This is a genomic window from Paenibacillus filicis (genome assembly GCF_038070315.1).
GTDB classification, from domain to species: domain Bacteria; phylum Bacillota; class Bacilli; order Paenibacillales; family NBRC-103111; genus Paenibacillus_G; species Paenibacillus_G filicis.
Window position 1 is genome coordinate 14668 of the sequence record NZ_JBBPCC010000009.1, and the last position, 23136, is coordinate 37803.

15 protein-coding genes are annotated in these 23136 nt (G+C 56.5%); 13 read left to right on the plus strand and 2 right to left on the minus strand.

Annotation, left to right across the window (positions count from 1 at the left end; genetic code table 11):
• Positions 1 to 209: 209 nt before the first annotated feature.
• From WMW72_RS14925 to WMW72_RS14985, 13 genes are all read left to right on the plus strand, one after another.
• On the plus strand, positions 210 to 1673 hold the full coding sequence (locus tag WMW72_RS14925) for a sugar ABC transporter ATP-binding protein (RefSeq protein WP_341416299.1): 1464 nt from the start codon (positions 210 to 212) through the stop codon (positions 1671 to 1673).
• A gap of 31 nt (positions 1674 to 1704) precedes the next feature.
• The gene (locus WMW72_RS14930) at positions 1705 to 2712 is read left to right on the plus strand and encodes an ABC transporter permease (RefSeq protein ID WP_341416300.1); all 1008 of its coding nucleotides are present in this window, start codon (positions 1705 to 1707) and stop codon (positions 2710 to 2712) included.
• Between the two features lie 39 nt (positions 2713 to 2751).
• A complete protein-coding gene (locus WMW72_RS14935; protein ID WP_341416301.1) occupies positions 2752 to 3831 on the plus strand; it encodes a substrate-binding domain-containing protein in 1080 nt (359 codons plus the stop codon).
• 41 nt (positions 3832 to 3872) lie between these two features.
• The gene (locus tag WMW72_RS14940) at positions 3873 to 4835 is read left to right on the plus strand and encodes a sugar phosphate isomerase/epimerase family protein (protein WP_341416302.1); all 963 of its coding nucleotides are present in this window, start codon (positions 3873 to 3875) and stop codon (positions 4833 to 4835) included.
• Positions 4832 to 5989, plus strand: a complete 1158-nt coding sequence (locus WMW72_RS14945) for a Gfo/Idh/MocA family protein (RefSeq protein WP_341416303.1) — start codon at positions 4832 to 4834, stop codon at positions 5987 to 5989. Before WMW72_RS14940 ends, WMW72_RS14945 begins: the two co-directional genes overlap by 4 nt.
• Before the next feature lie 203 nt (positions 5990 to 6192).
• Positions 6193 to 10887 (plus strand): ThuA domain-containing protein, encoded by a 4695-nt coding sequence (locus tag WMW72_RS14950; RefSeq protein WP_341416304.1) that lies wholly within the window; start codon positions 6193 to 6195, stop codon positions 10885 to 10887.
• Positions 10888 to 10988: 101 nt separating this feature from the next.
• Positions 10989 to 13130: an S-layer homology domain-containing protein gene (locus tag WMW72_RS14955; protein WP_341416305.1), complete on the plus strand. Its 2142-nt coding sequence runs from the start codon at positions 10989 to 10991 to the stop codon at positions 13128 to 13130.
• A gap of 86 nt (positions 13131 to 13216) precedes the next feature.
• Complete coding sequence (locus WMW72_RS14960) at positions 13217 to 14146, plus strand: multicopper oxidase family protein (RefSeq protein ID WP_341416306.1); 930 nt, start codon at positions 13217 to 13219, stop codon at positions 14144 to 14146.
• A complete protein-coding gene (locus WMW72_RS14965; protein WP_341416517.1) occupies positions 14146 to 16128 on the plus strand; it encodes a stalk domain-containing protein in 1983 nt (660 codons plus the stop codon). Before WMW72_RS14960 ends, WMW72_RS14965 begins: the two co-directional genes overlap by 1 nt.
• A 22-nt stretch (positions 16129 to 16150) precedes the next feature.
• Entirely contained in the window at positions 16151 to 17254 is a 1104-nt protein-coding gene (locus WMW72_RS14970; protein ID WP_341416307.1) for a leucine-rich repeat domain-containing protein, read from the plus strand.
• 22 nt (positions 17255 to 17276) lie between these two features.
• On the plus strand, positions 17277 to 18932 hold the full coding sequence (locus WMW72_RS14975; RefSeq protein ID WP_341416308.1) for a chitobiase/beta-hexosaminidase C-terminal domain-containing protein: 1656 nt from the start codon (positions 17277 to 17279) through the stop codon (positions 18930 to 18932).
• Positions 18933 to 19027: 95 nt separating this feature from the next.
• On the plus strand, positions 19028 to 19687 hold the full coding sequence (locus tag WMW72_RS14980; protein ID WP_341416309.1) for a thioredoxin domain-containing protein: 660 nt from the start codon (positions 19028 to 19030) through the stop codon (positions 19685 to 19687).
• Between the two features lie 254 nt (positions 19688 to 19941).
• On the plus strand, positions 19942 to 21183 hold the full coding sequence (locus tag WMW72_RS14985; protein ID WP_341416310.1) for an aminopeptidase: 1242 nt from the start codon (positions 19942 to 19944) through the stop codon (positions 21181 to 21183).
• Positions 21184 to 21340: 157 nt separating this feature from the next.
• On the opposite strand, the gene WMW72_RS14990 is transcribed toward WMW72_RS14985, so the two are convergent.
• Positions 21341 to 22699 carry an MATE family efflux transporter gene (locus tag WMW72_RS14990; protein ID WP_341416311.1) on the minus strand — a complete coding sequence of 453 codons (1359 nt, stop codon included), beginning with the start codon at positions 22697 to 22699 and terminating at the stop codon, positions 21341 to 21343.
• 118 nt (positions 22700 to 22817) lie between these two features.
• Complete coding sequence (locus WMW72_RS14995) at positions 22818 to 23045, minus strand: cold-inducible protein YdjO-related protein (RefSeq protein WP_341416518.1); 228 nt, start codon at positions 23043 to 23045, stop codon at positions 22818 to 22820.
• Positions 23046 to 23136: the final 91 nt, after the last annotated feature.

Below are 23136 nucleotides of genomic sequence, written 5' to 3' on the forward strand. Positions count from 1 at the left end.
GACTAGGTTAAAATAGTCCTTGTCAGCCAAGGTTTGCCGTGATACATTACGTACCATAAAGGTAAATGAAGTGGTTTTTATGATACATTTCGTAAACAATAGAATAAATACTTTATTCAACGAGTGTATTAAGAATGAAATGAAGAGCTGGTGAACAAGGTATTTAATTATCCTTTCGAAAGAAGAGGGGCGTGCTTATGATACTAGAAATGAAAACGGTTACTAAAAGCTTCTTTGGCGTGAAAGCGCTGGATCAAGTGAATTTCAACCTGCAGAAAGGGGAGGTTCATGCGCTCTTAGGGGAAAACGGTGCGGGAAAGTCGACGCTAATGAAGATGATCGCGGGGATTCACGAGCCCGACGAAGGGGAGATGATCTTGAGAGGGCAGCCGGTCCGTATGACTTCGCCCTCTGTGTCCCAGCAGCACGGCATCTCGATTATTCATCAGGAATTAAATCTCAACCCTTATATGTCGGTGGCGGAGAACATCTTCATTGGCCGGGAGCCGCACAGACTGGGCTTTGTGGACTTTGCCAAAATGGAGAGCGAGTCGGTGAAGCTGCTGGAGCAGCTTGGGCTGGAGATCAGCCCGAAGGCCAAGGTATCCACATTAAGCATCGGCGAGCAGCAGATCATCGAGATCATCAAGGCGCTGTCCTTGCAGGCCGAGATCTTGATTATGGATGAACCGACAGCCGTGCTGACGGAGCGGGAATCGGAGAAGCTGTTCGCGCTCATTCATCAGCTCAAGAGACAGGGGGTAGCGATCATCTATATCTCCCACCGGCTGAATGAGCTTAAGCTCTTCTGCGACCGGATGACCGTGCTGCGGGATGGGAAGCATGTGATCACTCGGGAATTCGGCGGCATCACAGAGAGGGAGATCGCGAACCTGATGGTCGGTCGGGAATTGAAGGATCTGTATCCGGCCAAGCCGTCGCGGTTCGGCCCGGAAATGCTGCGGGTGGAAGGCTTGACGAGCGAGCCGCATTTCCGGGAGATCAGCTTCCAGTTAAGGAAGGGGGAAATTCTGGGCTTCGCCGGACTCATTGGAGCCGGGCGTACGGAGCTGGCGAGCGCTATTTTTGGAGGTAAGCCGGTCCATGCCGGGAAGGTTTATTATCAAGGCCAGGAAGTGAAGGTCACCTCACCGATCCGGGCGGTGCGTTACGGCTTTGGCTTTGCTACGGAGGACCGCAAGCAGACGGGCCTGCTGCTGGAGATGAGCGTCGCTCACAATATGACGCTGCCCAGTCTGAACAAAATAAGCCGCTTCGGCTTCATTCGCCGCAAAGCCGAGCAAGAGGTCGTGAGGGAGAAGATCGGGGAACTGGGCATCAAGGTGAATCAGATGGAGCATCCGGTCAAGCACTTGAGCGGGGGCAACCAGCAGAAGGTAGTTCTGGCGAAATGGCTGGTGGCCGAAACGGAGCTGTTTTTCCTCGATGAGCCTACCCGGGGCATCGATGTCGGTGCCAAAAGCGAAATTTACAGCCTGATCTCCAAGCTCGCGCAGCAAGGAAAGGGGGTGATCGTGATCTCTTCGGAATTGCCAGAGCTTCTCGGGATGTGCAACCGGATCATCGTCCTTCATCAAGGACGGGTGACGGGGGAGCTCCATCATTCGGAAGCCAGCGAGCATGCCATCATGGCGCTGGCGGCAGGCGTATAACCAGATTCGATGAGAGAAAGGGGTACGGCAGATGTCTAATCAACCGGTTGAATCGGTTGTTCGAGAGCAGGAATTGAGGAAGGTGCAGGGTGCGGCCAAAGGACAGGACCGCAGCTGGCTCCGAACATTCTGGGAGCAATACAGCGTCGCCTTTGCTTTTATTATTCTAGTCCTGCTCGCTTCATTAATCAGCGACAGCTTCCTGTCTCTGGCCAATATTAAAAATGTACTGCGGCAAATCTCGATCGTCGGGATTTTGTCGATCGGGATGACGTTCGTGATCCTGCTGGGGGGCATCGACCTGTCAGTAGGCTCCGTGCTGGCGCTCGCCGGGACAGTGGTGATGGCGTCCCAAGTCAATTACGGCTTGCCCATTCCCGTGTCGATCCTGCTGGGCTTGGCAGCCGGGGCACTGATCGGCCTGATGAACGGCATTCTGATCACCTACGGCAAAATTACCGCGTTTATCACCACCTTGGCCATGATGACCGTGGCCCGTTCCCTCGCTTTGTATTATGCGGATGCCGGCGCAATCTCAGGCAGCAGCATGGCGTACAGCAAAATTGGTAACGCTTACCTCCTCGGCATTCCGGTTCCAGTCGTGATCTTCGCGCTTACCGCACTTCTCGGTTACCTCGTCTTGGAAAAAACGGTCTTCGGTCGGCGTATCTATGCGGTCGGGGGCAATCTGCAAGCGGCTCGCTTATCGGCGGTGCCGGTGTTCCGGATCACCATCCTGACCTATATGATTTGCGGCTTGACGGCAGCCATCGGCGCCATTATCGAAACAGCCAGGCTGAACTCGGTCTCCACCTCCAGCTCAGGTCACATGTATGAACTGGACGCAATCGCCGCCGTCATCATCGGCGGAACGAGCCTGGCCGGAGGCCGGGGGCGTCTAGTCGGCACGATCTTCGGCATCTTGATTCTCGGAGTGCTCAGCAACATTTTAAACTTGGTGAACATTTCGCCTTATATTCAGGGGGTGGTTAAGGGCGCCATTATTTTAACTGCTGTCATGCTGCAAAAACGGGATTAAGCGCATCGCTTTACCATTTTAATTGAGGGGGAATTGTACATGTGGAAAGTGAAGAAAAACCGGACTTGGACGCTAGGCTTTGCGGTCATCGTATGGGTGCTGATGCTGATGCTGTCAGCCTGCGAAAGCGGCCAGGATGCACCTGCTTCGGGTCAGGCGGAAACACCGAAAGCTGCTAATACGACTCAAGCCCAAGGAGCCGGCGAATCGAACGGCAAGAAATACAAGCTCGGTATCTCTGTACCGTCGGCCGACCATGGCTGGATGGGGGCGCTGGTGGCCAATGCGAAGACGGAAGCCGAGAAGCATCCGAATATCGAATACTTCCTGTATACGGCCAAAGATCCGGCTAAACAAACCTCGGACATCGAGGATCTGATCACGAAGAAGGTCGATGCGATCGTCATGCTGCCGATCGAGTCGGCGGCCCTCACACCGGTTGCGGAAAAAATAGCGAACGCGAACATTCCGCTGGTCGTTATCGACCGGGCGATTAATTCGGAGAACTACCGGACCTACATCGGCGGGGACAACTACGGCATCGGACATGGAGATGCGGTCTATCTGGTGGAGAAATTGAAGAAAACGAAAGGTAAGGCGGAAGGGAAGGTCATCGAAATCTCCGGCGTTCCTTCCACAGTGACGGATCTGCGCAGCAAGGGTTTCCGTGACTATATCAAGAACTATCCCGGCATTCAGATTATCGCATCCCAGCCGGGGGACTTCACCCGTGAAAAGGCGCTCAAGGCGACGGAAAACATCCTGCAGGCCAACAAGGAGATCGATGCGGTGTACTCCCAGGACGACGATATGACGGTCGGGATCGTGCAGGCGATTCGGGATGCGGGACGCCAGGATCAGATGTTTATCGTCAGCTCGGGCGGCATGAAAGAGATTTACCAGATGATGAAGGAAAAGCAAAAGCCGGAAGTTATCGTCTCGCTGACGTATTCGCCGACGATGAGCGGAACGGCTGTCAATCTGGCTACAAAGATCTTGGAAGGCAAGGGACTGGACGGCTTCTGGGAGAAGAGCGTGCCGCACAATATCGTGCTGGAGGCTACCCCGGTAACGCCTGAGAACGTCGATCAATTCTACAAAGCGGATTCCAAGTATTAATCGGTCCCGGTAAATCCAAGGCGAAGGGAAGGAAGCTAGCGATGAAATTAGGCGTATTCACAGTCTTATTCGGCCAATACCCGTTAGAGCAAGCACTGGATAAGGTTCAGGAGGCAGGATTGCAAGCAGTGGAGCTGGGAACCGGGGGATACCCCGGTAACACCCACTGCAATCCCCGCGTATTGCTCGATAATCCGCAAGAGCTCACCCGCTTGAAGGAAGCGGTCGCAGCCAGAGGACTTGCAATCAGTGCGCTGAGCTGCCACGGCAATCCCTTGCACCCGAATGCGGATATCGCAGGCCAGCATCATGACGATTTCGTGCATACTGTACGGCTCGCGGAGGAGCTCGGCGTCGATACGGTCGTCACGTTCTCGGGCTGTCCGGGAGACTCCGAGCAGGCCCGGTATCCTTCGTGGGCGACCTGTGCCTGGCCGCCGGATTTTCAGGAGGTGCTCGACTGGCAGTGGTCGGAGAAGGTGCTTCCTTACTGGCAGGAGCAGTCGGTCATGTGCCGGCAGTATGGGGTCCGAGTGGCGATTGAGGCACATCCCGGCTTTGTCGTGTACAACACGGAGACGGCGCTGCGGCTTAGGGCGGAGGCGGGCAGCAATATCGGGGTCAACTTCGATCCGTCCCATCTGTTCTGGCAAGGCATGGACCCGGTGGAATGCATCAAGCAGCTCGGCAGCGCCATCTATCACGTGCATGCCAAGGACACCTCGATCGATAAGCGCAATACGGCGCTGAACGGTGTGCTAGATGTGAAGCCGTACAACCGGGAATTGGAGCGCTCCTGGATCTTCCGAACGATCGGCTATGGCCATGGACTGGAGGAGTGGCAAAATCTCATCAGCACGCTGACCAAGGTGGGGTATGACGGCGTCATCAGCATCGAGCATGAGGACAGCTTAATGTCGGTGGACGAGGGCTTCCGGAAGGCGGCCCGCTTCCTCAGCCAGGCTGTCATTGGAGAAAAAGCGGGGGAGATGTGGTGGGCATGAAGCGGGAGATTCGCCTAGGCATGGTTGGCTATAAGTTCATGGGGAAAGCGCACAGCCATGCTTACAGGGATGTCGGCATGTTTTTCCAGATGGATGCTAAGGTGACGATGAAGGCGATCTGCGGACGCGACGAGGCGGCGGTAAAGCAGGCAGCGGAGCAATTCGTCTGGGAATCGTATGAAACGGATTATTCCGCCTTGGTGGCGCGGGACGATATCGACGTCATCGACGTGAATGCCCCGAGCAACGCTCATAAGGACATCGTGCTGGCTGCGGCCCGGGCGGGCAAGCATGTGCTCTGCGAGAAGCCGCTTGCGCTGAGTCTGGAGGATGCCCGGGAGATGCTGGAAGCGGTGAGGGAGGCCGGGGTGAAGCACGGCATCTGCTTCAACTATCGTTTCCTGCCCGCGATTCAGCTGGCCAAGCAGATTATCGACGAAGGCAGGCTCGGGGATATTCACCATTACCGGGCCTCGTATCTGCAAGACTGGCTGGTGGACCCGGAGTTTCCGCTCGCCTGGAGGCTGCAGAAGGAAGTGGCGGGCTCCGGTTCACACGGCGACCTGAATGCGCACTGCATCGATCTCGCGCACTTTCTTATCGGTGAACTCGATCAGGTGATCGGCGTGAGCCGAACCTTTGTCAAGCAGCGTCCGCTTCCAGCGTCTATGAACGGCCTTACTGCTCAAGCCTCCGACGAATACGGAGAGGTTACGGTCGATGACGCGACGGCTTTCCTGGCTCAGTTCAAGAACGGGGCGATCGGCACGTTCGAGGCGACCCGCTTTGCAGCCGGCTGGAAGAACGGCAATCTGTTCGAAATCAACGGCAGCAAGGGCTCCATCCGGTTCAATCTGGAACGGCTCAACGAATTGGAGGTATTCTTCCGGGACGATCCCCCGCATCTCCAGGGGTACCGCACGATTATGGTAACGGAGGGCATTCACCCATACATCGCCAACTGGTGGCCTCCGGGGCATACGATCGGGTATGAGCACGGGTTCGTGCATCTGGCTTACGAGTTCATGCAAGCGGTTGCAAGCGATAAACCGTTCGCTCCAAGCTTTGAGGACGGCGTCCGATGCCAGCAGGTGCTGGAGGCGGTGGAGCGTTCCATCGCCGAAGGCAGATGGGTGTTGATTGAGGAGATCTAAGCACCTGAGCGCCCCCCCCGTTCATAAGACAGGCTGGTCAGGGGCAGCAGGCATGCGCGTTTATCCTGGAAAGGAGGCGATAGCAGGGGCTTGATGGGGGCATGACCAACGAAGAAAGGGGTGGGGGGCGCAGCTTTTTGGGCTGCCAGGCCGGCAGGCTGATGCACAGGTAGCATTCTAAATACATGGAGGAGGATGATAGCATGAAACGACGGCGTTCCATGATGCATTCACTATGGGCTTTCGTCATGTTGTGGTCGGCTATTTTACTGCCGATCGGTACGCTCATCAACACGGGAACGGCACAGGCGCATGATGGAGAGGAGCATGGCACACCACACCGGATTTTGGCGGTCACCAAAACGACAGGCTTCCGTCACGCGTCGATCGACCAGGGCGCCAAGATTGCGCTGCCGGAGATGGGGAGAAAATACGATTTTACCGTCGACTTTACGGAAAATCCGGCTGATCTGAATGCGGCCAATCTCGCCAAGTATGATGTGGTCTTTTTCGTCAATACGACAGGGAATTTCAGCGAGTGGGGCATGACGGAGCAGCAGAAGCAGGACCTCATGAGCTTCATCAAGTCGGGCAAAGGCTACGTCGGGGCGCATGCGGCCACCGATACCGGCTATGACTGGGCCGAGTACGGCGATCTGACCGGCGCGTACTTCAGCAACCACCCTTGGACGCAAACGGTCACCTTCAATGTGGAGGACAACAACCATCCGGCGACCTCCCATCTGGGCGGAGCCTGGACGGCGCTGGAGGAAGTGTACTACTTCCGGAACAATCCTCGCGATAAAGGCAAGCATATTCTGCTGAGTCTGGATATGAACAGCAACGGCGTGACTGGAGATCCGTCCGAGGACCATCCGAACGCCTGGTGCAGTCCCGTGTCGAACGGAAGAATGTTCTATACGGCGCTGGGCCACCATCCGGAGACGTGGTTCATGGAAGACTTCCAGAAACATCTGCTCGGCGGCTTGAAATACGCTTGGGGAGAAGCTAAGGACACGGATTGCGACAAGCCGTCGCAGAAGCCGGGCGTGCAGAAGGTGCCTCTTGTCAAGGGGACTATCTCGAGCCCGACAGGTCTAGAAATTGCCAAGGACGGCACGATTTTTGTCATCAGCTTGTTCGGCAAAGTGTACACCGTGACCCAAGAAGGGGATACGAAGGAAGTGCTGAGCCTCCAGACCAATACGGAGGGCGAGCATGGCCTGATGGGGATTGCGCTGGACCCTGACTATGCTTCGAATCATCAACTATATCTGTATTATACGAATCCGGTGAAGCCAACGCCGGGGCAGCTGATCAACCAGATTTCCCGATTCACGTACGACAACGGTGTGCTGAAGTCGGAGCAGAAGCTGTTCGAGGTGACGACGGATGTCTCCTGCTGCCATCAGGCCGGTTATGTGAAATTCGGGCCGGACGGCAAGCTGTATCTCACCATCGGAGACAATGCCACGCCAACGCAGGGACCGCAAGTCCAAGCGATCCAAACCTCTCAGAACCTCGACGATATGCGCGGTAAAATTCTTCGCATCAACAAAGACGGTTCCGCTCCAAGCGATAACCCGTTCTTCACCGGGAGCGGCGGCGCCAGGGATTATACGTATGCCCTAGGCTTTCGCAACCCTTACCGCATCTCCTTCGACACAACCAAGTCACATGGAAAAACGATCATCTATGAAGGCGATGTAGGCCCGGACGGTACCTTCGCCAACGGAGCTAACGGGGATTACGACGAGCTCAATGCGATCACCGCACCCGGTCAAAACTTCGGATGGCCGTATGGCATCGGCGATAAGGTGTACAACAAGAAAGACTTCGTCGGAGCCACGCAGTATAACCAAATTGACGATGCTGTCTTTGCGCAGAAATTCGCTTCGACGAAGAAGCCGATCGCTTTCTATCCTTATACGCAGGACCCGGTATGGGGAGTCAACGGAAGAACAGCCTTGGCGGGTCCCGTCTATGATTATACCGGGCCTAATGCAATTCCCGGCTTGAAGAACAAATTCCTGGCCTATGACTTTGCGCGCAATTGGATTAAAGCCGTGACGACCGATGATAACGGAGAAGTCGTCAAGGTCGACAACTTCGTGTCCGGGCTGTTCGCCCCGATCGACATGAAGCTGGGGCCGGATGGCGCTCTGTATGTGGCGGAATTCGGCAAGTCTTGGGAACCGGACTCCGAGGACGGGATCACCAAGATTTTCTACGGCCAACTGCACCGCAATCCCGTGATCCAGGCCAAAGTCAGCGCGACCTCCGGGAAATCTCCGCTGACGGTTGCATTCGATACGACGGGCACGAAGGATCTGGACGGAGATACGCTCTCCTTTGCCTGGAAATTCGGCGATGGCGGCACTTCCACCGATCCCAAGCCGTCCCATACGTACACGGTCAACGGCTCCTATGAAGTCACGTTAACTGTGACGAATGGAGCGGGGAAAGTTTCTGTATGGAACACGACGATTGTCGTTGGCAATACAGCTCCTGTCGTGAAGATCACGTCGCCGCCTAACGGGATGTTCTTTACGAACGGACAGACGTTAACGCCAACTGCATATGCATACGACGAAGAGGATGGAGAGATTGCCTGCAGCAAGATTCAATGGTCCGTCAATCTGCTCCATGACTCGCACTACCATCCATTCCCAGGTCAAACCGGCTGCCAGCCGACGATCACCTTGTTCGATGACGGACATGGACCGGAAGCCAAAATTGCTTGGAACATCGCAGCGACCGTGACCGATAACGGCGCACCCAACACGCTCCCGCTTACTTCCTCCGATTCCGTGACCTTCAAGAATAAACGACTTCATGCCGCAGATTTCGAGGATACCGGGGGTGCAAGTCCAACCTCAACGGAGAACCAAGGCGTCAAAACGGAGACCACCTCCGACATGTACGGAGGCTTGAACGTAGGCTTCACTGATGCTAACGACTGGTTCCTGTTCAAGCACATTGATATTCATAGCCTGAAGAAGATCTATTTCCGCATGGCGGCAGACACGAACAACCTCAACCTGGAAGTACGGCTAGACAGCCCGACCGGTGAGAAGATTGCGACCGCTGCAGCTCCGGCAACGCGAGGCTGGCAGAATTGGAAGACGCTGAGCGGCGAGGTCGCTCACAAGGCCCACGCTGCGAAGAGCAGCGCCACGCAGGCCCGCAGCGTCACCGATGACGTATATGCCAAGCCGGCAGATGACCATAGCGTTACGCAGGACGTCTACTCAGTAACGAATACCGTCTACGGAGCGAAGAACAAAGCGTTGGCCGCTCTGGATGCGGTACAGGCGGACTTCCATGATCTGTACTTTGTCTTCCCGCAAGGCGGCAATAACGTGAACTGGATTCAATTCGCCTACGAAGGAGATGCGGCTCCGGCTGAACCGGATGTATGCAACAATACGAACTGCAGCAACCCGGGCAACCCCGGCAATCCGAATATTCCTGATACCAGCGGTTCGTACACCCGCACCGGTTGGACGGCGACGGCTAGCCACGGAACTTCGCCTTCTAACGGCATTGATGGCAAGCAGGATACCCGCTGGACAACAGGAGTCGATGCGGCCCCTGACATGTGGTATCAGATCGATATGGGGAAAGTTCAACCCGTAGATCGCGTCATCGTGGACCACGGCTCTCACTGGCCAGCCTCCGAAGCCGGCAGCCACCCGGATTATTTCCGCGGTTACGAGCTCCAGGTATCGAAGGACGGACAACAGTGGACCACCGTGGCCAGCAAAGACACGAGCTGGAATAAGCTGGTCGTGGACGAATCCTTCCCTGCAGTAGATGCCCGTTACATCAAGCTGGTGAACAAGGGCAGCGTCAAGGGCTTCTGGCTCTCGATTCATGAAATGTATGCCTTCCCGCCGGCTTCCAAAACGGCTTGGACGTTCACGCATTCTCCGCGGGCCGGCAATGATTCGAGCAATCCTTCCGACGTGAAGCATGTCATCGACGGCAAGCTGAATACCCGCTGGGATTCGGGCGGGTTCCAAGAGCCGGGACAATGGTTCCAAGTAAATATGGGCTCGGTGAAAACGATCAACGAGGTGATCATTGACGCCTCCGGGCACACCTCGGATTATGCGCGCGGGTATGTGATTGAAGTGTCCGCAGACGGACAAATCTGGAAGAAAGTTAGCGAGAATGTGAATAACACAGCGGTAAAAATCGTTGCTTCCTTCCCGGCTGTCAAGGCGCAGTACGTCAAAATCACGCAAACCGGCACGGCTTCCGCCAATTGGTGGTCGATCGACGAGCTGGACATCAAAGAAACGAATGAGCCGGCCCTCCAATTGGAGGCGGTGCTGAGCACGGATCTGAAAGGTAAAATTCTCGAGGCCGGCGGTGAAGTCAAAGTCACGGTAGCCGCTCATGGCGCCAAGGATCTGTATGCAGCCAAGCTGCTGCTCACGTACGATGCCGATAAGCTGGAGTTTGTTAGCGGAGCGTTGAACAGCCAATTCGGCAAAGAAGGAGACAATGCGTTCTTGTTCCTGAAAGCTGAAGGCGGCAAGCTTTCCATGGCGGTGACGTCGCTTGGTGATACACAGGGCCGCAGCGGAGATGTGGCGTTGGTGGACATCACGTTCAAAGTGAAGAAAAATGGAAACGCAACACTGATTAAAGCCAGCGAATTCTCCGATGTCAACGGCAAGTTGATACAGCTGACCGAGGATAAGACGATCGCGATTACGCTGTCCAATGCGGACGTAGATGGAGACGGACGCATTAGCATCGCGGATCTGACGCTGGTGGCTCGGGCTTTCGGCCAAACCACATTTAACCCTGCGCTCGACATCAACCATGACGGCAAAATCAACATCGAGGATATTTCGTTTGTAGCCAGAAAATTGCTTGAATCTTAAATCATAGGATTACACGGGAATACCGGTCCGGCCTGGTCTAAGGCCGGTGTTCCCTTCCTGATGACAAAGAGCTGGGGCCAAGGGCAGGAGGAGAATAAGGCATGGGAAAAGGTTTATTCAGAGCGGCTTTGCTCGCTTGTGCGGCTTTGCTGGCAGCCGGAAGCGTTCCGGTCGGGGCAGGCATTGTGCATGGAGCCGGACAAGAAGCGGAGGTGCGGCTCGGCTCCATCGCCGGCTCCTACCGGGTAAAGGACGAGATCTCCGTCCCGATTCTCGCGTTGGGAACCCGTGAGCTGATGGGCATCGAGGTCGTCGTCCGGTACGATCCCTCGGTTTTGGATTATATACCGGGCAAGCTGGAGCTGCCGGGCGGCTTCAAGGCTGCAGACCCGAACAGCAATATCATCATCGACGAGCAGAACGGCATCTTGAAATATGCGCTGATCAAAAGTCAGCTTCCCGGGACGGAGCCGGTGCCTGAGATTCGGATCGCCTCCTTGCACTTCGAGGCCTTAAAGCCGGCGGATGCGACTTCCTTGAAGCTGGAGGAGATCCTGGCGACGACGGGGTATCAGCGCATTCCGACTAATGCGCAGGATGTCCGCCAGATGAAGATTAACCCCGGCAGTGAGGGCGGTGGCGATGTCACCAAGCCGGAGATTCAGGTGGAATCGGCCAGCAGGGTCAAGGTTCCGCTCTATACCTTGAAGGGTACGGTCACGGATAACGATCCGAAGGTATCGCTTACGATTAACGGAAAGGCGGTGCCTCTGAACGGGCAAGCCTTCGAGCAAAGCTACACCTTAAGCGAAGGAGCCAATCGGTTCGAGCTGGTGGCGACTGACAGCTCCGGGAACCGGCGCGAGCTTACGTTTACGGTGGTCTATGATCCGGGATCGGAAGATCCGGACACGACCAAGCCGGTCATTCGGGTGGACTCCAGTGCTTCCGTCAACCGTGCGGAGTATGCATTGAAGGGGACTGTCACCGATAACGATCCGAATGTCAAGTTAACGATCAATGGAACGGCCGTTGCCTTGGAACAGCAAGCGTTCGCGCACGCGGTGACTTTGACGGAAGGCGATCATTCATTTGTGCTGGTTGCGACAGATACGGCCGGCAACAGGCAAGAGCTGACGTTCGTCGTCACCTACAAGAAATCCGGGGGCGGAGACGGCACGGGTGGTCCCGGCGGCAATAACGGGAATGGAAGCGGACCTTCCGGCGGATCTGTTGTAACGGTTCCCTCGGAATCCGTACCTTTATCCAAGCCGGGCCTCGTCTCACAGCTGATCCGGGCCTCGGCCGGAGGAACGGTACAGTTAGCCGGTGGGGCAAAGGCTGTCATTCCGGCGGGCGCGCTGGCTGCGGATACGACGGTAACGATTCGGCGGATCACGGACCCCGCCACGCTGGGCGGCCTGCTGCCGAATGGACTTCCGCTACAACTGCACGGCGATGTCTATGCCTTCGAGGCGAAGGACGACGTCCGGCTGTTGCAGCCGGCTGCGTTCACCTTGCCATGGAGCGAGAGCCTGGCGCAGGGCGGAACCCAACCGGCGGTTTATTACTATCATGAAGGCCGCAAGCAATGGATCTATCTCGGTGGGCAGCTGCATGCAGCAGAGGGCACTCTCACGGTACAGGCAGGACGCTTCCGGACACTAGCCGTATTCACCGATCCTTCTGTTGTCTCCTTCACCGATACGGATGGCCACTGGGCATCCGGTTCTATCACTCGTCTGGCCGGGATGAAGGTGATTAACGGCTATGAGGATGGCACGTTCAGACCGGAGCATCCGGTGACCCGGATCGAATTTACCGCCATGATGGTCTCCGCTTTGGGGCTTACCGTTGACAGCAGCCCCGTACTTTCCTTCGCGGATGCCGATCAGATCCCCGGCTGGGCCAAGGGCTACGTCCAGGCGGCGGCCGATGCCGGCATCATCGAGGGACGCACTGGAGCCAGTGGCGAGGTCTATGTGGACGGCGACGCTCGGATTACCCGCGCGGAGATGGCGGTTATGATTGCCAGAGCCATGAAGACGGACGGCCCAGGGGCTGCTTTACACTTCGCAGATGCGGACTTTATTCCGGATTGGGCGAAGTCCAGCATCGAGCGGCTCGTCGAGAAAGGAATCATCAACGGCTTCGAGGACGATACGTTCCGGCCGGATGGGAACGCGACTCGTGCGCAAGCCGCCACGATGATCGATCATCTGCTCGGAGAGCTGGGTATTTAGAATAAGCCGAATCGTCTTCCTCTTCTGCCGAGAAGAGGGAGACGGACCGGAGTGAGGTGGAGGTGAGGAAATCTATGCTGCACTCTATGAAAAGGATAGCTGTAGTAGGTCTGTTCATCATGGCTCTGGCAGTCGTGCTGATGTATGCAGCTATTCAGCCGATCGTCGCCAAGGAAAGCGCGGTCAGTAAGATTCAATTGTATGCCACGGACGGGTACGTGAAGATGCCTGACGGCAGCGACATGTATATCTGGGGCTACTCGCTGCAAAATCAGCGGGGAACGGCGGTCTATCCTGCGCCCACCCTGGAGGTGACGGAGGGAGATCAGGTGGAGATCACGCTGACGAATCTGGGGCCGTTGAAGCCGGGCATTTTGCCCGTGTCTCATACGATTCATTTCCACGGACTGGATACCAACCAGCGCAATGACGGCGTTCCGCACACGGCGCCTCCGGTATTCGTCGGACAAAGCTATACGTATCAATTTAAAGCGAAGCATGCCGGCACTTATTTCTATCATTGCCATGTGGACACGGTCGAGCATCTGCAGATGGGCATGACAGGTACCTTTATCGTGAAGGCACGCGAAGGCGTCAAGCAGGCGTGGACGGGTGGACCTGCCTACAACAAGGAGGCGGTGTTTCATCTGAATGAAATCGATCTGTCGTGGCATCACGCGGTCGAGCAGCGGCAAACCTACGACCGTACTGTATTCAAGCCGGATTTCTGGACGCTGAACGGCGAATTTACGGCTCGAAGCGCCAAGTCGTCCCTGGCAGCGGAGGCGGGGGACAGGTATTTGATCCGGCTCATCAATTCCGGCTACCAGAAGCATACGTTCCATATGAACGGGCGGAAGTTTCAAGTGATCGCTTCTGACGGGCGGCCGTTGCTGCAGCCGGTGGAGAAGCAGTCTCTGACGCTGGCCTCGGCGGAACGCTACGATATCCTGGTTCAGTTCGAGCAGAGCGGTACCTATCCGATCGGAGTGGACGGAGAGGAGCCGAAGCCGTGATGATCAGGGAGGGAAGAGGGAGGTTGACGCAAGCCGGAGCTATCTGGCGGTATGGGCCTATGCTTATGCTTAGGCTTGCAGTGTGCTTCCTGCTGGGGCTCGTCTTCGCCACACTTGCGCAGGCGGCGGAGCATCCTGCAGGGCATACGACGGAGCATCCGCCAGAGCATGCGGCTGAAGTTAAGAAGGTCCAGCTATATGCCACGGACGGCTTGCTGACGCTGCCGGATGGCAAGCAGCTGTATATGTGGGGGTACAGCCTGGAGAACAAGCCGGGCACGGCGGTTTTCCCGGGTCCGCTGCTCGAAGCGGAGGAGGGCGATTCGCTGGAGGTGACGGTCACGAACCTTGGCGCACAGCGAGCGGGGACAGACTTCCGCGTCTACCCGATTCGCCTTCATGGCATCGACAGCCCGGGCGGAGCGGAGCAGGCGCTGGCCGTGGGGCAAAGCGACACCCGCCAGATTCCGGCTGCCCAGGCTGGGAGCCATTATTACTACGCCGGGGATGCCGGGCAATATGGCGTGCAGATGGGGATGAGCGGACCCTTCATCGTGAGGGCGAAGGGGGTACATAAGCAGGCTTGGACCGGCGGACCCCAGTACGACAAGGAGTATGTCTTCCATCTGAATGAGCTGGATCCCGTCTGGCACAAGGCGGCGGAGAACGGGCAAGTCTATGACCCCGGCAAGTTTCATCCCCGCTACTGGACGATCAACGGCAAGTCGTTCCCGGATGTGGAGGAGGACCCGCTTTCAATGATTCATGGCAAGGTCGGGGAGAAGATTCTGGTTCGCCTGATCAATCCGGGCTACGACGAACATCCGATGCATCTGCACGGGCATCACTTCCAGGTGATCGCGCACAACGGAGCTCCGCTGGACGTGCCGATGGATAAGGATACGGTCGCTCTGGACCCGGGGGAAACGAAGGACATTCTCATCGTGTTTGACCAAAGCGGACATTTTCCGTTCCACAGCCACAAAATCCTGGATAACACGAATGACGGCGTCTACCCGGGAGGACTGCATACGATGACTCATATTGAAGAGGCCGGACCCTCCGAGGGAGGCACGATGACCCTCGACATCGGCAGCACGCACGCTGTGGTGAACGGCGAGCATATGAGCCTGGACGTTGCACCGTTCCGGCTGAATGGAGAGGCCTACGTCCAGTTGAGCTTCATCGCCGAGCAGTTGGCAGGCAGCTTGCAGGCTCGAGCCGGGGATCGCCGGCTGACCTACAAGACTGAGCATACGGTGACGGAGCTGTGGCCTCTACAGACCCAAGCCCTTGTGAACGGCAGGCAGGTGCAGCTAGAGTCACCGCTCTTGCAGGTGAAGGGCAAGGCCATGGTTCCTGTCAGCTACGTTTCCGGCTTCTTGTGCGCCAAGGTCGGTACGGGTCATTCTTCCGATCAGATCCAGATAGACTATCAGCAGGGTCAGGAATGCCAAGGCTCTGGGCCTGATCATACGCCGCCTACGGTTACGGCCGATCCGCCGGGGGGCACGTTCGCATCCGCCCAGACGGTGAAGTTATTGATCCAGGATGAGGACCCGCAGGCGAAGATTTACTATACGACGGATGGCACGGCTCCGACGGATCGCTCCACGCTTTACACCGGTCCGATTCTGATCGAGAGCACCACGATGTTAAAGTGGATCGGGATCGACACAAGCGGCAACACCAGCGCCGTGCAGACAGCAATCTATACAATTAAGCAGGCTCCGGAGGTATTCGTGGAGGTGCTGGACGACAAGTATACGCCCGCTCATATTACGGTGACCCGGGGGACGACCGTGACCTGGATCTTGAAGGGCTCGATGATGCATACCGTCTCTTCCTACGACGGGGTCATGAACGGCATTATCGAACCGAACGGCAACAAACGATTCAGCTACACCTTCAATGACACGGGGGTCGTTCCTTACTTCTGTATGGTTCATCCGTTCATGACGGGCTCGGTGACTGTCCAATAAGGCGAGGAAGGGGGAAGGAAGATTGAAAGGATGGAAAGCTCTAAGCGGCCTGTTCATGAGCGCGCTCTTGTTCGGGTTAGCGACTCCGGCTGTTGTCAGTGGGGCAGCGGTGTCATTTGCGGATAGTGGCCTGGAGGCTGCCGTGCGAGATGCGCTGCACAAGCCTTCCGGGGTCATCTCGACGGAGGACCTCCAGGAGCTGACGCAGCTCCAAGCCTCCGGCCGGGGCATACGCGATATTGCCGGACTCGAGTATGCGGTGAACCTTCAAACGTTGAACTTGTCGGACAATGAGATCGGTGATGTTGCGAGACTTGGCTCTCTGACCAAGCTGGAGACCTTGATCCTGAACGGCAACCGGATTGTATCGGCGGATGCGCTCCGCAGCCTGAGCTCCTTGAAGTCGCTATGGCTGACGAACAACCGGCTAACGGGCGTGAACGCGCTGGGCCCTCTGTCGCAGCTCCGGTACTTGTACGCCGCCGATAACCAGATCGGCAGCTTGGCCGGACTGGAGTCGCTGACGCAGCTCCAGGAGCTGAATCTGGCTTCCAATGCCATCCGGGATGTCTCGCCGATCGGGAAGCTGACCGGGCTGCAGTCGCTGAACCTGGAGAAGAACAAGATTGCCGATGTCTCGGGCTTGGAGCGGCTTGGGCAACTACAGAAGCTGTCGCTCGCCTTCAATCCCGTGAGCCGGCTGGAGTCGCTCCGGGGACTGACTCGACTGGACTACATCCAGCAGCGAGGATACGCGGTGTCTACCTCTTCCCGGCAGCTGCTGCGGGAGCTGGAGAGCCGTGGCGGAATCGCCGACTATGTGCTGGTCATCCCGACAGGCACGTATGTGTACGATGTGAATCAAGATGGCGTAGCCGATCCGAATGATATCAACGATATGATTAATTTCTACTTAAACGTCAACGACATGAGAACCAAGCATCCGGAATGGAAGCTCCAAGGCGATGAGATCAATCCGGCGCTGCTGAACGGGACCTCGTACCTGTACGATGTCAACCGGGACGGCATCGCCGACCCCAACGATATCAACGATGCGATTAACTTCTATCTGAATGTGAATGAGATGAAAACGAAGCACCCTGAATTTACAGTGGTTGTGCCATAAAAGCGAAAGGAGGAGAGTATCCATGCATCGTCTTAGGAAAATAGCGCTGTGGTCGCTCGTGCTCTTCTTATTCACGGTTCAGCTCGCTACGGCGGCTTCCTCATCCGTTACCGATCCCAAAGGTACCTTGCTCATCGATGGAACCCGTGACGGGGAGCAAGTCAAGCTGTCCTTCACCTATCGGGACCTGGTCCGGGACTTTACCGGATTCAACGTGGAGATCCGTGTGCCGGACGGGGTGGAGGCGTCCAGCGGGAAGTTCCGCTCGGATAACCCTGCCATCCAATTCAGCAGCGCCGAGCAGTCCGACTCGAAGGAGCGGCTCTACAAGCTGATCATTTTGAGCCCGGCGCTCACGTCTTCTCCCCAGGGGAAGAGCGGGAAGCTCGGGGAGATTACCTTCACGCTCCAATCGGGGCAACAGCCGGGGGATCTGAACTTCCTGTTCCCGGTCATCCGGGTATACGGCGGGGGTGAGCAGCTGATTCTGCGGCAGAACGAGACGTTTCTGCTCGCCGGGCCCGATACGACGAAGCCTGTCGTGGCAGCGCAGCCAGCCGGCGGCACCTACTCCGCTCCGCAAACGGTCACGCTGACGATCACGGATAACGACCCGTTGGCAGCGATTCATTATACGCTGGACGGCACGGAGCCCCAGGCGTCATCGCCTGTGTACACACAGCCGCTTGCAATAGCTTCGGATACAGTCTTGAGATTCATCGGGATCGACCGAGCGGGCAATCGAAGCGAAGTCGTCACGGAACGTTACCTGATCGATACGGTGCGGCTGGAAGTGACGGCCGTGAAGCTCAAGGACGCGCGCAGCTTGACGGTGGCCTTCAGCAAAGCCGTCTCCGACGAGACGGCGAGCTTGCCGGGCGGGTATTTCAGCGTGTGGCTGCCAGGAGGTACACCGGCAGTGCAAGTGGCGGCGGTTACTTTAAGTGCAGATCGGAAGGCTGCGGACCTGACGCTGGCATCCGCGCTGGAAAAGGGCGTGAGCTATACGCTGATGGTTCAAGGTGTCAAGGATCGTTCGGGTCAGGCGATGGCAGCGCCTTATACGACCTCCATCCAGCTGCCTTCTGCTGGGGAGCTAGCGCTGCTTATTGAGAAGAATGCCGAGATCGTCGAACCCGGGGATTCCTTCACCGTGGTCATCAAGGCCGAAGCCGAGGATCTGTACGGGTTTGACCTGCATGTGGGATATAATCCTCAGCTTGTGCAGCTCGCAGGCGAACCCAAGCTGCATAGCGATTTCGGAGGGGCGGCCAACACCTCGACTCTGTTCTACTCCGATCAGGGCGGCGCCCTGCGTTTGGTGGGAACACAAGTCGGGGCTTCGCAAGGGCTGAGCGGCAAGACGGGCTTGGTGGAGCTGACCTTCAAGGTCAAGAACGGTGACGGCCTGTCGACCTTCACCATCGGCAAGCGGTCGGAGGTTTCCGATTCCAAGGGCGGCATCATCCAGCTGCCAGAGGAGGTGCGAAGCACTGTCGCGATCTCCAACCCGGATACCAACGGAGACGGCCTGTTCGTCAACGACCTCGTGCGCATAGCCAAGGCTCACGGGAAAACCTCTGCCGACAGCGGCTATGACGCCAGGCTGGACATGAATAAAGACGGGGTCATCGACATCGTGGATGTGGCCTATGTGGCCAACAAGCTATTGAAGTAAGCCGTCGCCGTCTTATTCTTGGAGGGGCATATGAACGAAGCGGACGAGGCCGGAGACAGGCTGGAGTGTGCTGCTTGGAAGGAGGCAGGGTGCATATGCGAAAACTGTCCGAAGTGCGGGAAGCGCAGAAATTGACGAAGATGCCGAGAAGGCGGAAGACGCAGGAAATGTCCAGGCCGGTGAATAAGGAAAGGCGGGCAAGCGTTGAGCTTGCCCCGCCTCCCGGGATATCATCCAAGGCCAGGTGGCTGTTAATCGGCAGCTTGACGCTGCTGCTCCTGTTGGCCGCCGGTCTGGCGATTTGGAGCCTGCCGGAGGAGGCATCGACCTCAAGCTCGACCTCGGCCGAGCAGCAGCCGGCCAGTCCTACTGAAATAACCGGAAGCAGCAAAGAAGCCGTCGGCAAGCTGAAGGCGCTGATCGATGGCGAGGAGTCAAGCTTTGTTTACTACTACAAACCGGATTGCGAGCCTTGCCGCCGGGAGGAACCTATCCTTTTTTTGGCAGCGGAGGAAAAGGGGCTGACCGTTCACCGCTTCAATCTCGCGGAGTATGGAGCGGCGATGAAGCTGCGTAACGGCAAGGGTCTGCCGCTCGTCGATTTCTACAAGGAGCTTCCGGCCGTGGCTTACTATAACAAGGGCTGGCTGATCGCTTGGACGGAAGGGGAGCAGCCGAAGTCGGTTTATGATCAGTTTTACGAGCATTTCCGGTTCGGCGACCAACATGAAGGCCATTCGCATGAGCAACATTGACATGAATTGGTTATAAAAATGCCGAAAGAACAGTGAAAGACGACTGTTCTTTCGGCATTTTGCTTGACCGTTGAGGGAAGCGATTGCGGACTTCTCTAGACGTACATAACCCTCTTATTATTTCTAAATAATTCCATTATTTCTTCCGTGAATCATCCGGGTTTTATTTCAGACTTGGTTTCATCAGTGAATAGGTTTATAATTATAGGCGCTGAAATCAGGTATAATAATCAAGACTCAAGGGGACATGACCAATGGATGTATTTGACCACAAGTTAGAAAAGTATGCAGAGCTCGTCGTACGCATTGGGGTAAATATTCAGCCCGGACAAGTACTGTTCGTGGAATCGCCGCTGGAGGCTGCTGAATTCACCCGCAAGATCGTGAAGCAAGCTTACGAAGCCGGAGCCAAGTACGTCCAGGTGCAGTGGGACGATGAGGCAGTGACGAAAGCGAGATTTAACTATGCGCCGGACGAGTCCTTCGACTACTACCCGGCCTGGACGGCTTCGATGATGGAGCAGCTGGCCGAAGGCGGCGGGGCGCTGCTGAATATCAAGGTGCCTGATCCTGAGCTGTATCAGGGCATCGATCCGGCCAAGGTGACGAGAGCGACGAGGGCTACAGCGCTGGCCCGCAAGAAATTCCAGGGCTACGTGCGCAACAAGAAGTTTTCCTGGTGCCTGGTCAAGGCTCCGACACGTGCCTGGGCAGGCAAGGTATTCGCCGATCTTCCGGAGGAAGAGCGCGTAGCGGCGATGTGGGAGACGATCTTCCAGATGACGCGTGCGGACCAGGAAGATCCGATCGCCGCCTGGAAGGAGCATATCGCCACGCTAACGAAGGTGAAGACGGTGCTGAATGAGAAGAAGTTCCGCCGCTTTCACTACAAGGCTCCTGGCACCGATCTTCTGGTGGAGCTGCCTGAGGGCCATGTGTGGCATGGCGGTGGCACAACGGATGATCAAGGTGTATATTTTGTAGCCAATATGCCGACGGAAGAAGTCTATTCGATGCCGCATCGTACGGGCGTCACGGGCACAGTAACCAGCACCAAGCCGCTCAATCTGAACGGCAGACTTGTCGACAGGTTCGCTCTGACCTTCAAGGACGGTCTGGTGGTGGACTTTACGGCAGAGGTCGGCTATGAATACTTGCGGGATCTGCTGGACACGGACGAGGGCGCCCGCCGTCTGGGTGAAATCGCGCTCGTTCCTCATGATTCACCGATTTCGAATCTGAACCGGGTATTCTACAATACCGGGATCGATGAGAATGCTTCGTGCCACTTTGCACTGGGAAGCGCCTATCCGTTTACGATCGAAAATGGAACCTCGCTGACGCAGGAGGAGCTGCTGGAGCGGGGAGGCAATGTCAGCCTGACGCATGTAGACTTCATGGTCGGCTCTGCCGAGCTAGATATTGAAGGCGAGCTGCCGGACGGCACCTGGGAGCCGGTATTCCGCCAAGGCAACTGGGCGCTGCCTATGAAATAATCCTTTCAAAACTAGCCTATCCCAAAAAGTCAAGAGCCGCAGCACCCATCCCGGATGCTGCGGCTCTTGACCGTTCTTCTTGTTAGGAAAGGAGCTGCTTCCCGCTCCAACATGACACTTGGTGGTTGCCTGAGTTCCTGCAAAGCCTGATGGCTCTCTAGAGAGCGGCTGTGGCAGCTGTCCTCTTCTGCGTGTAGGCAAGCCGGGCAAATAACCCGGCAGCTCCCAGCATGAGGCCTGTGATCAGACCGATCCAGAAGCCGAAAGGGCCGAAGGAGGTGAAGCGTGCCAGCACATAGCCCAGTGGAAGACCAATCGCCCAATAAGACAGCAGCGCGACGAAGAAGGTCACGTTCACGTCCTTATAGCCGCGCAGCACGCCTTGGACCGGGGCGGCAATGGCATCGGCAAGCTGAAAGAAGATCGCATAGGCGAGGAAATGCCGCGTCAGCTCCAGCACATCCGGCTCCCTGGTGTACAGGCCGGCGATCTGCTTATCGAACAGGAATAGGACCACCGTACATAGCGCAGCCATCGTGATGGCAAGGGTAATGCCGAGCCGTGCATACTGCCGAGCATCCTTGAACCGGCCGGCGCCGACCTCGAACCCGACCACAATGGTCAGCCCCATCGAGATGCTGAGGGGGATCATATACAGGAACGAAGCGAAGTTCAGCGCAGCCTGATGGGCGGCGATCGTGATTGTATTGAACTCGCTCATCAGCATCGTCACGGCCGAGAAAATACTCGTCTCGAAGAAAATTGCGAGTCCGATCGGCACACCGATGGCGAGCAGCTCCTTCCAAGCGGACAACGAAACCGGATAAACCCGGCTGAATACACCGAACGCGGTGAAAGGCTTGCGCTTGATAGCGAACCATACCGCTAGGGACAGAATCACCCAGTAGGTGGTTGCTGTGGCGACGCCGGTGCCGGCTCCTCCCATCTCAGGGGCGCCGAACTTACCGTATATAAAGACAACGTTCAACAGGGCGTTGACCGGCAGCGAGATGAGCGAGATCATCATAGAAATCCGCGTCTGACCCAATCCATCGAAGAAGCAGCGCAGTACCGTATACAGGAAGAAGGCAGGCACGCCGAAAGCCATCGCCGTCAGATAGCGCTTCGCGATCGACCGTACCTCAGGCTCCAGATTCATGAGATGCAGAATCGGGTCGGTCAATAATAGCCCGGCGACGATCACAACGGCCGAGATCACGACGGCCAGAAATAAGCCCTGGACGACTTGGAAGGAAACACGATCCTCTCCTCCGGCTCCAAGGTGCTGGGCAATCATCGGAGTGACGGCAAACAAGATGCCGCCCAGTCCGGTTTGTACGGGGATCCATAAGCTGGTACCGATAGCCACCCCGGCTAAGTCGACCGAGCTGTAATGTCCCGACATAAAAATATCGAAGAAGCTCATCGCGAACATCGTGAGCTGAGTGACGAGCACGGGCAGCAAAATAAAAAGCAGCTGTTTGATTTTTTGCCTATGTGTAAAAGTTTGTTTCATGATGAAGCTCATTCCATTCCTTGGGAGTCTTTACAAGCAAACTCCGAACAGTATAACAGACCCTTAGGGCCGAGTACAGGAAAAGCATCGGAATGTCATCATCAGGACAGCATGCGGCTTAGGTGGTTTTTTTGGTTTTTCTCGGTTTTTTGGCCAACGATACAGCGGCCAGATGCTTGTAGCTTCGAATCGTAGGTCCTTTGCAAAGCGGGCATTCGGGATACGGATTCGGGGAAAATTCTTCGCGGACCCATGCTTTACAAGCGGAGTCCTTGCATTTCCAGATCACAGTCGGTTTTAATTCGGGTTTCGGAGCTTCTTTGTTCTCAACGCTCAATGTTTGCATCTCCTTGTTCAACAGTTCTGTAGTGACCGCGCTGAAAATTGCCGTTTTTGCGCTAGCGGGTTGCAGAGCGGCTCCCGGACTTGCCGGCTGA

Bases quoted from the DNA above. Each gene is read 5' to 3' on its own strand.
- WMW72_RS14925 (WP_341416299.1), top strand. From the start codon at position 210: ATGAAAACGGTTACTAAAAGCTTCTTTGGCGTGAAAGCGCTGGATCAA.
- WMW72_RS14940 (WP_341416302.1), top strand. From the start codon at position 3,873: ATGAAATTAGGCGTATTCACAGTCTTATTCGGCCAATACCCGTTAGAG.
- WMW72_RS14945 (WP_341416303.1), top strand. From the start codon at position 4,832: ATGAAGCGGGAGATTCGCCTAGGCATGGTTGGCTATAAGTTCATGGGG.
- WMW72_RS14980 (WP_341416309.1), top strand. From the start codon at position 19,028: ATGCGAAAACTGTCCGAAGTGCGGGAAGCGCAGAAATTGACGAAGATG.
- WMW72_RS14990 (WP_341416311.1), bottom strand. From the start codon at position 22,699: ATGAAACAAACTTTTACACATAGGCAAAAAATCAAACAGCTGCTTTTT.
- WMW72_RS14930 (WP_341416300.1), top strand. From the start codon at position 1,705: ATGTCTAATCAACCGGTTGAATCGGTTGTTCGAGAGCAGGAATTGAGG.
- WMW72_RS14985 (WP_341416310.1), top strand. From the start codon at position 19,942: ATGGATGTATTTGACCACAAGTTAGAAAAGTATGCAGAGCTCGTCGTA.
- WMW72_RS14935 (WP_341416301.1), top strand. From the start codon at position 2,752: ATGTGGAAAGTGAAGAAAAACCGGACTTGGACGCTAGGCTTTGCGGTC.
- WMW72_RS14960 (WP_341416306.1), top strand. From the start codon at position 13,217: ATGAAAAGGATAGCTGTAGTAGGTCTGTTCATCATGGCTCTGGCAGTC.
- WMW72_RS14965 (WP_341416517.1), top strand. From the start codon at position 14,146: ATGATCAGGGAGGGAAGAGGGAGGTTGACGCAAGCCGGAGCTATCTGG.
- WMW72_RS14975 (WP_341416308.1), top strand. From the start codon at position 17,277: ATGCATCGTCTTAGGAAAATAGCGCTGTGGTCGCTCGTGCTCTTCTTA.
- WMW72_RS14950 (WP_341416304.1), top strand. From the start codon at position 6,193: ATGAAACGACGGCGTTCCATGATGCATTCACTATGGGCTTTCGTCATG.
- WMW72_RS14995 (WP_341416518.1), bottom strand. From the start codon at position 23,045: ATGCAAACATTGAGCGTTGAGAACAAAGAAGCTCCGAAACCCGAATTA.
- WMW72_RS14955 (WP_341416305.1), top strand. From the start codon at position 10,989: ATGGGAAAAGGTTTATTCAGAGCGGCTTTGCTCGCTTGTGCGGCTTTG.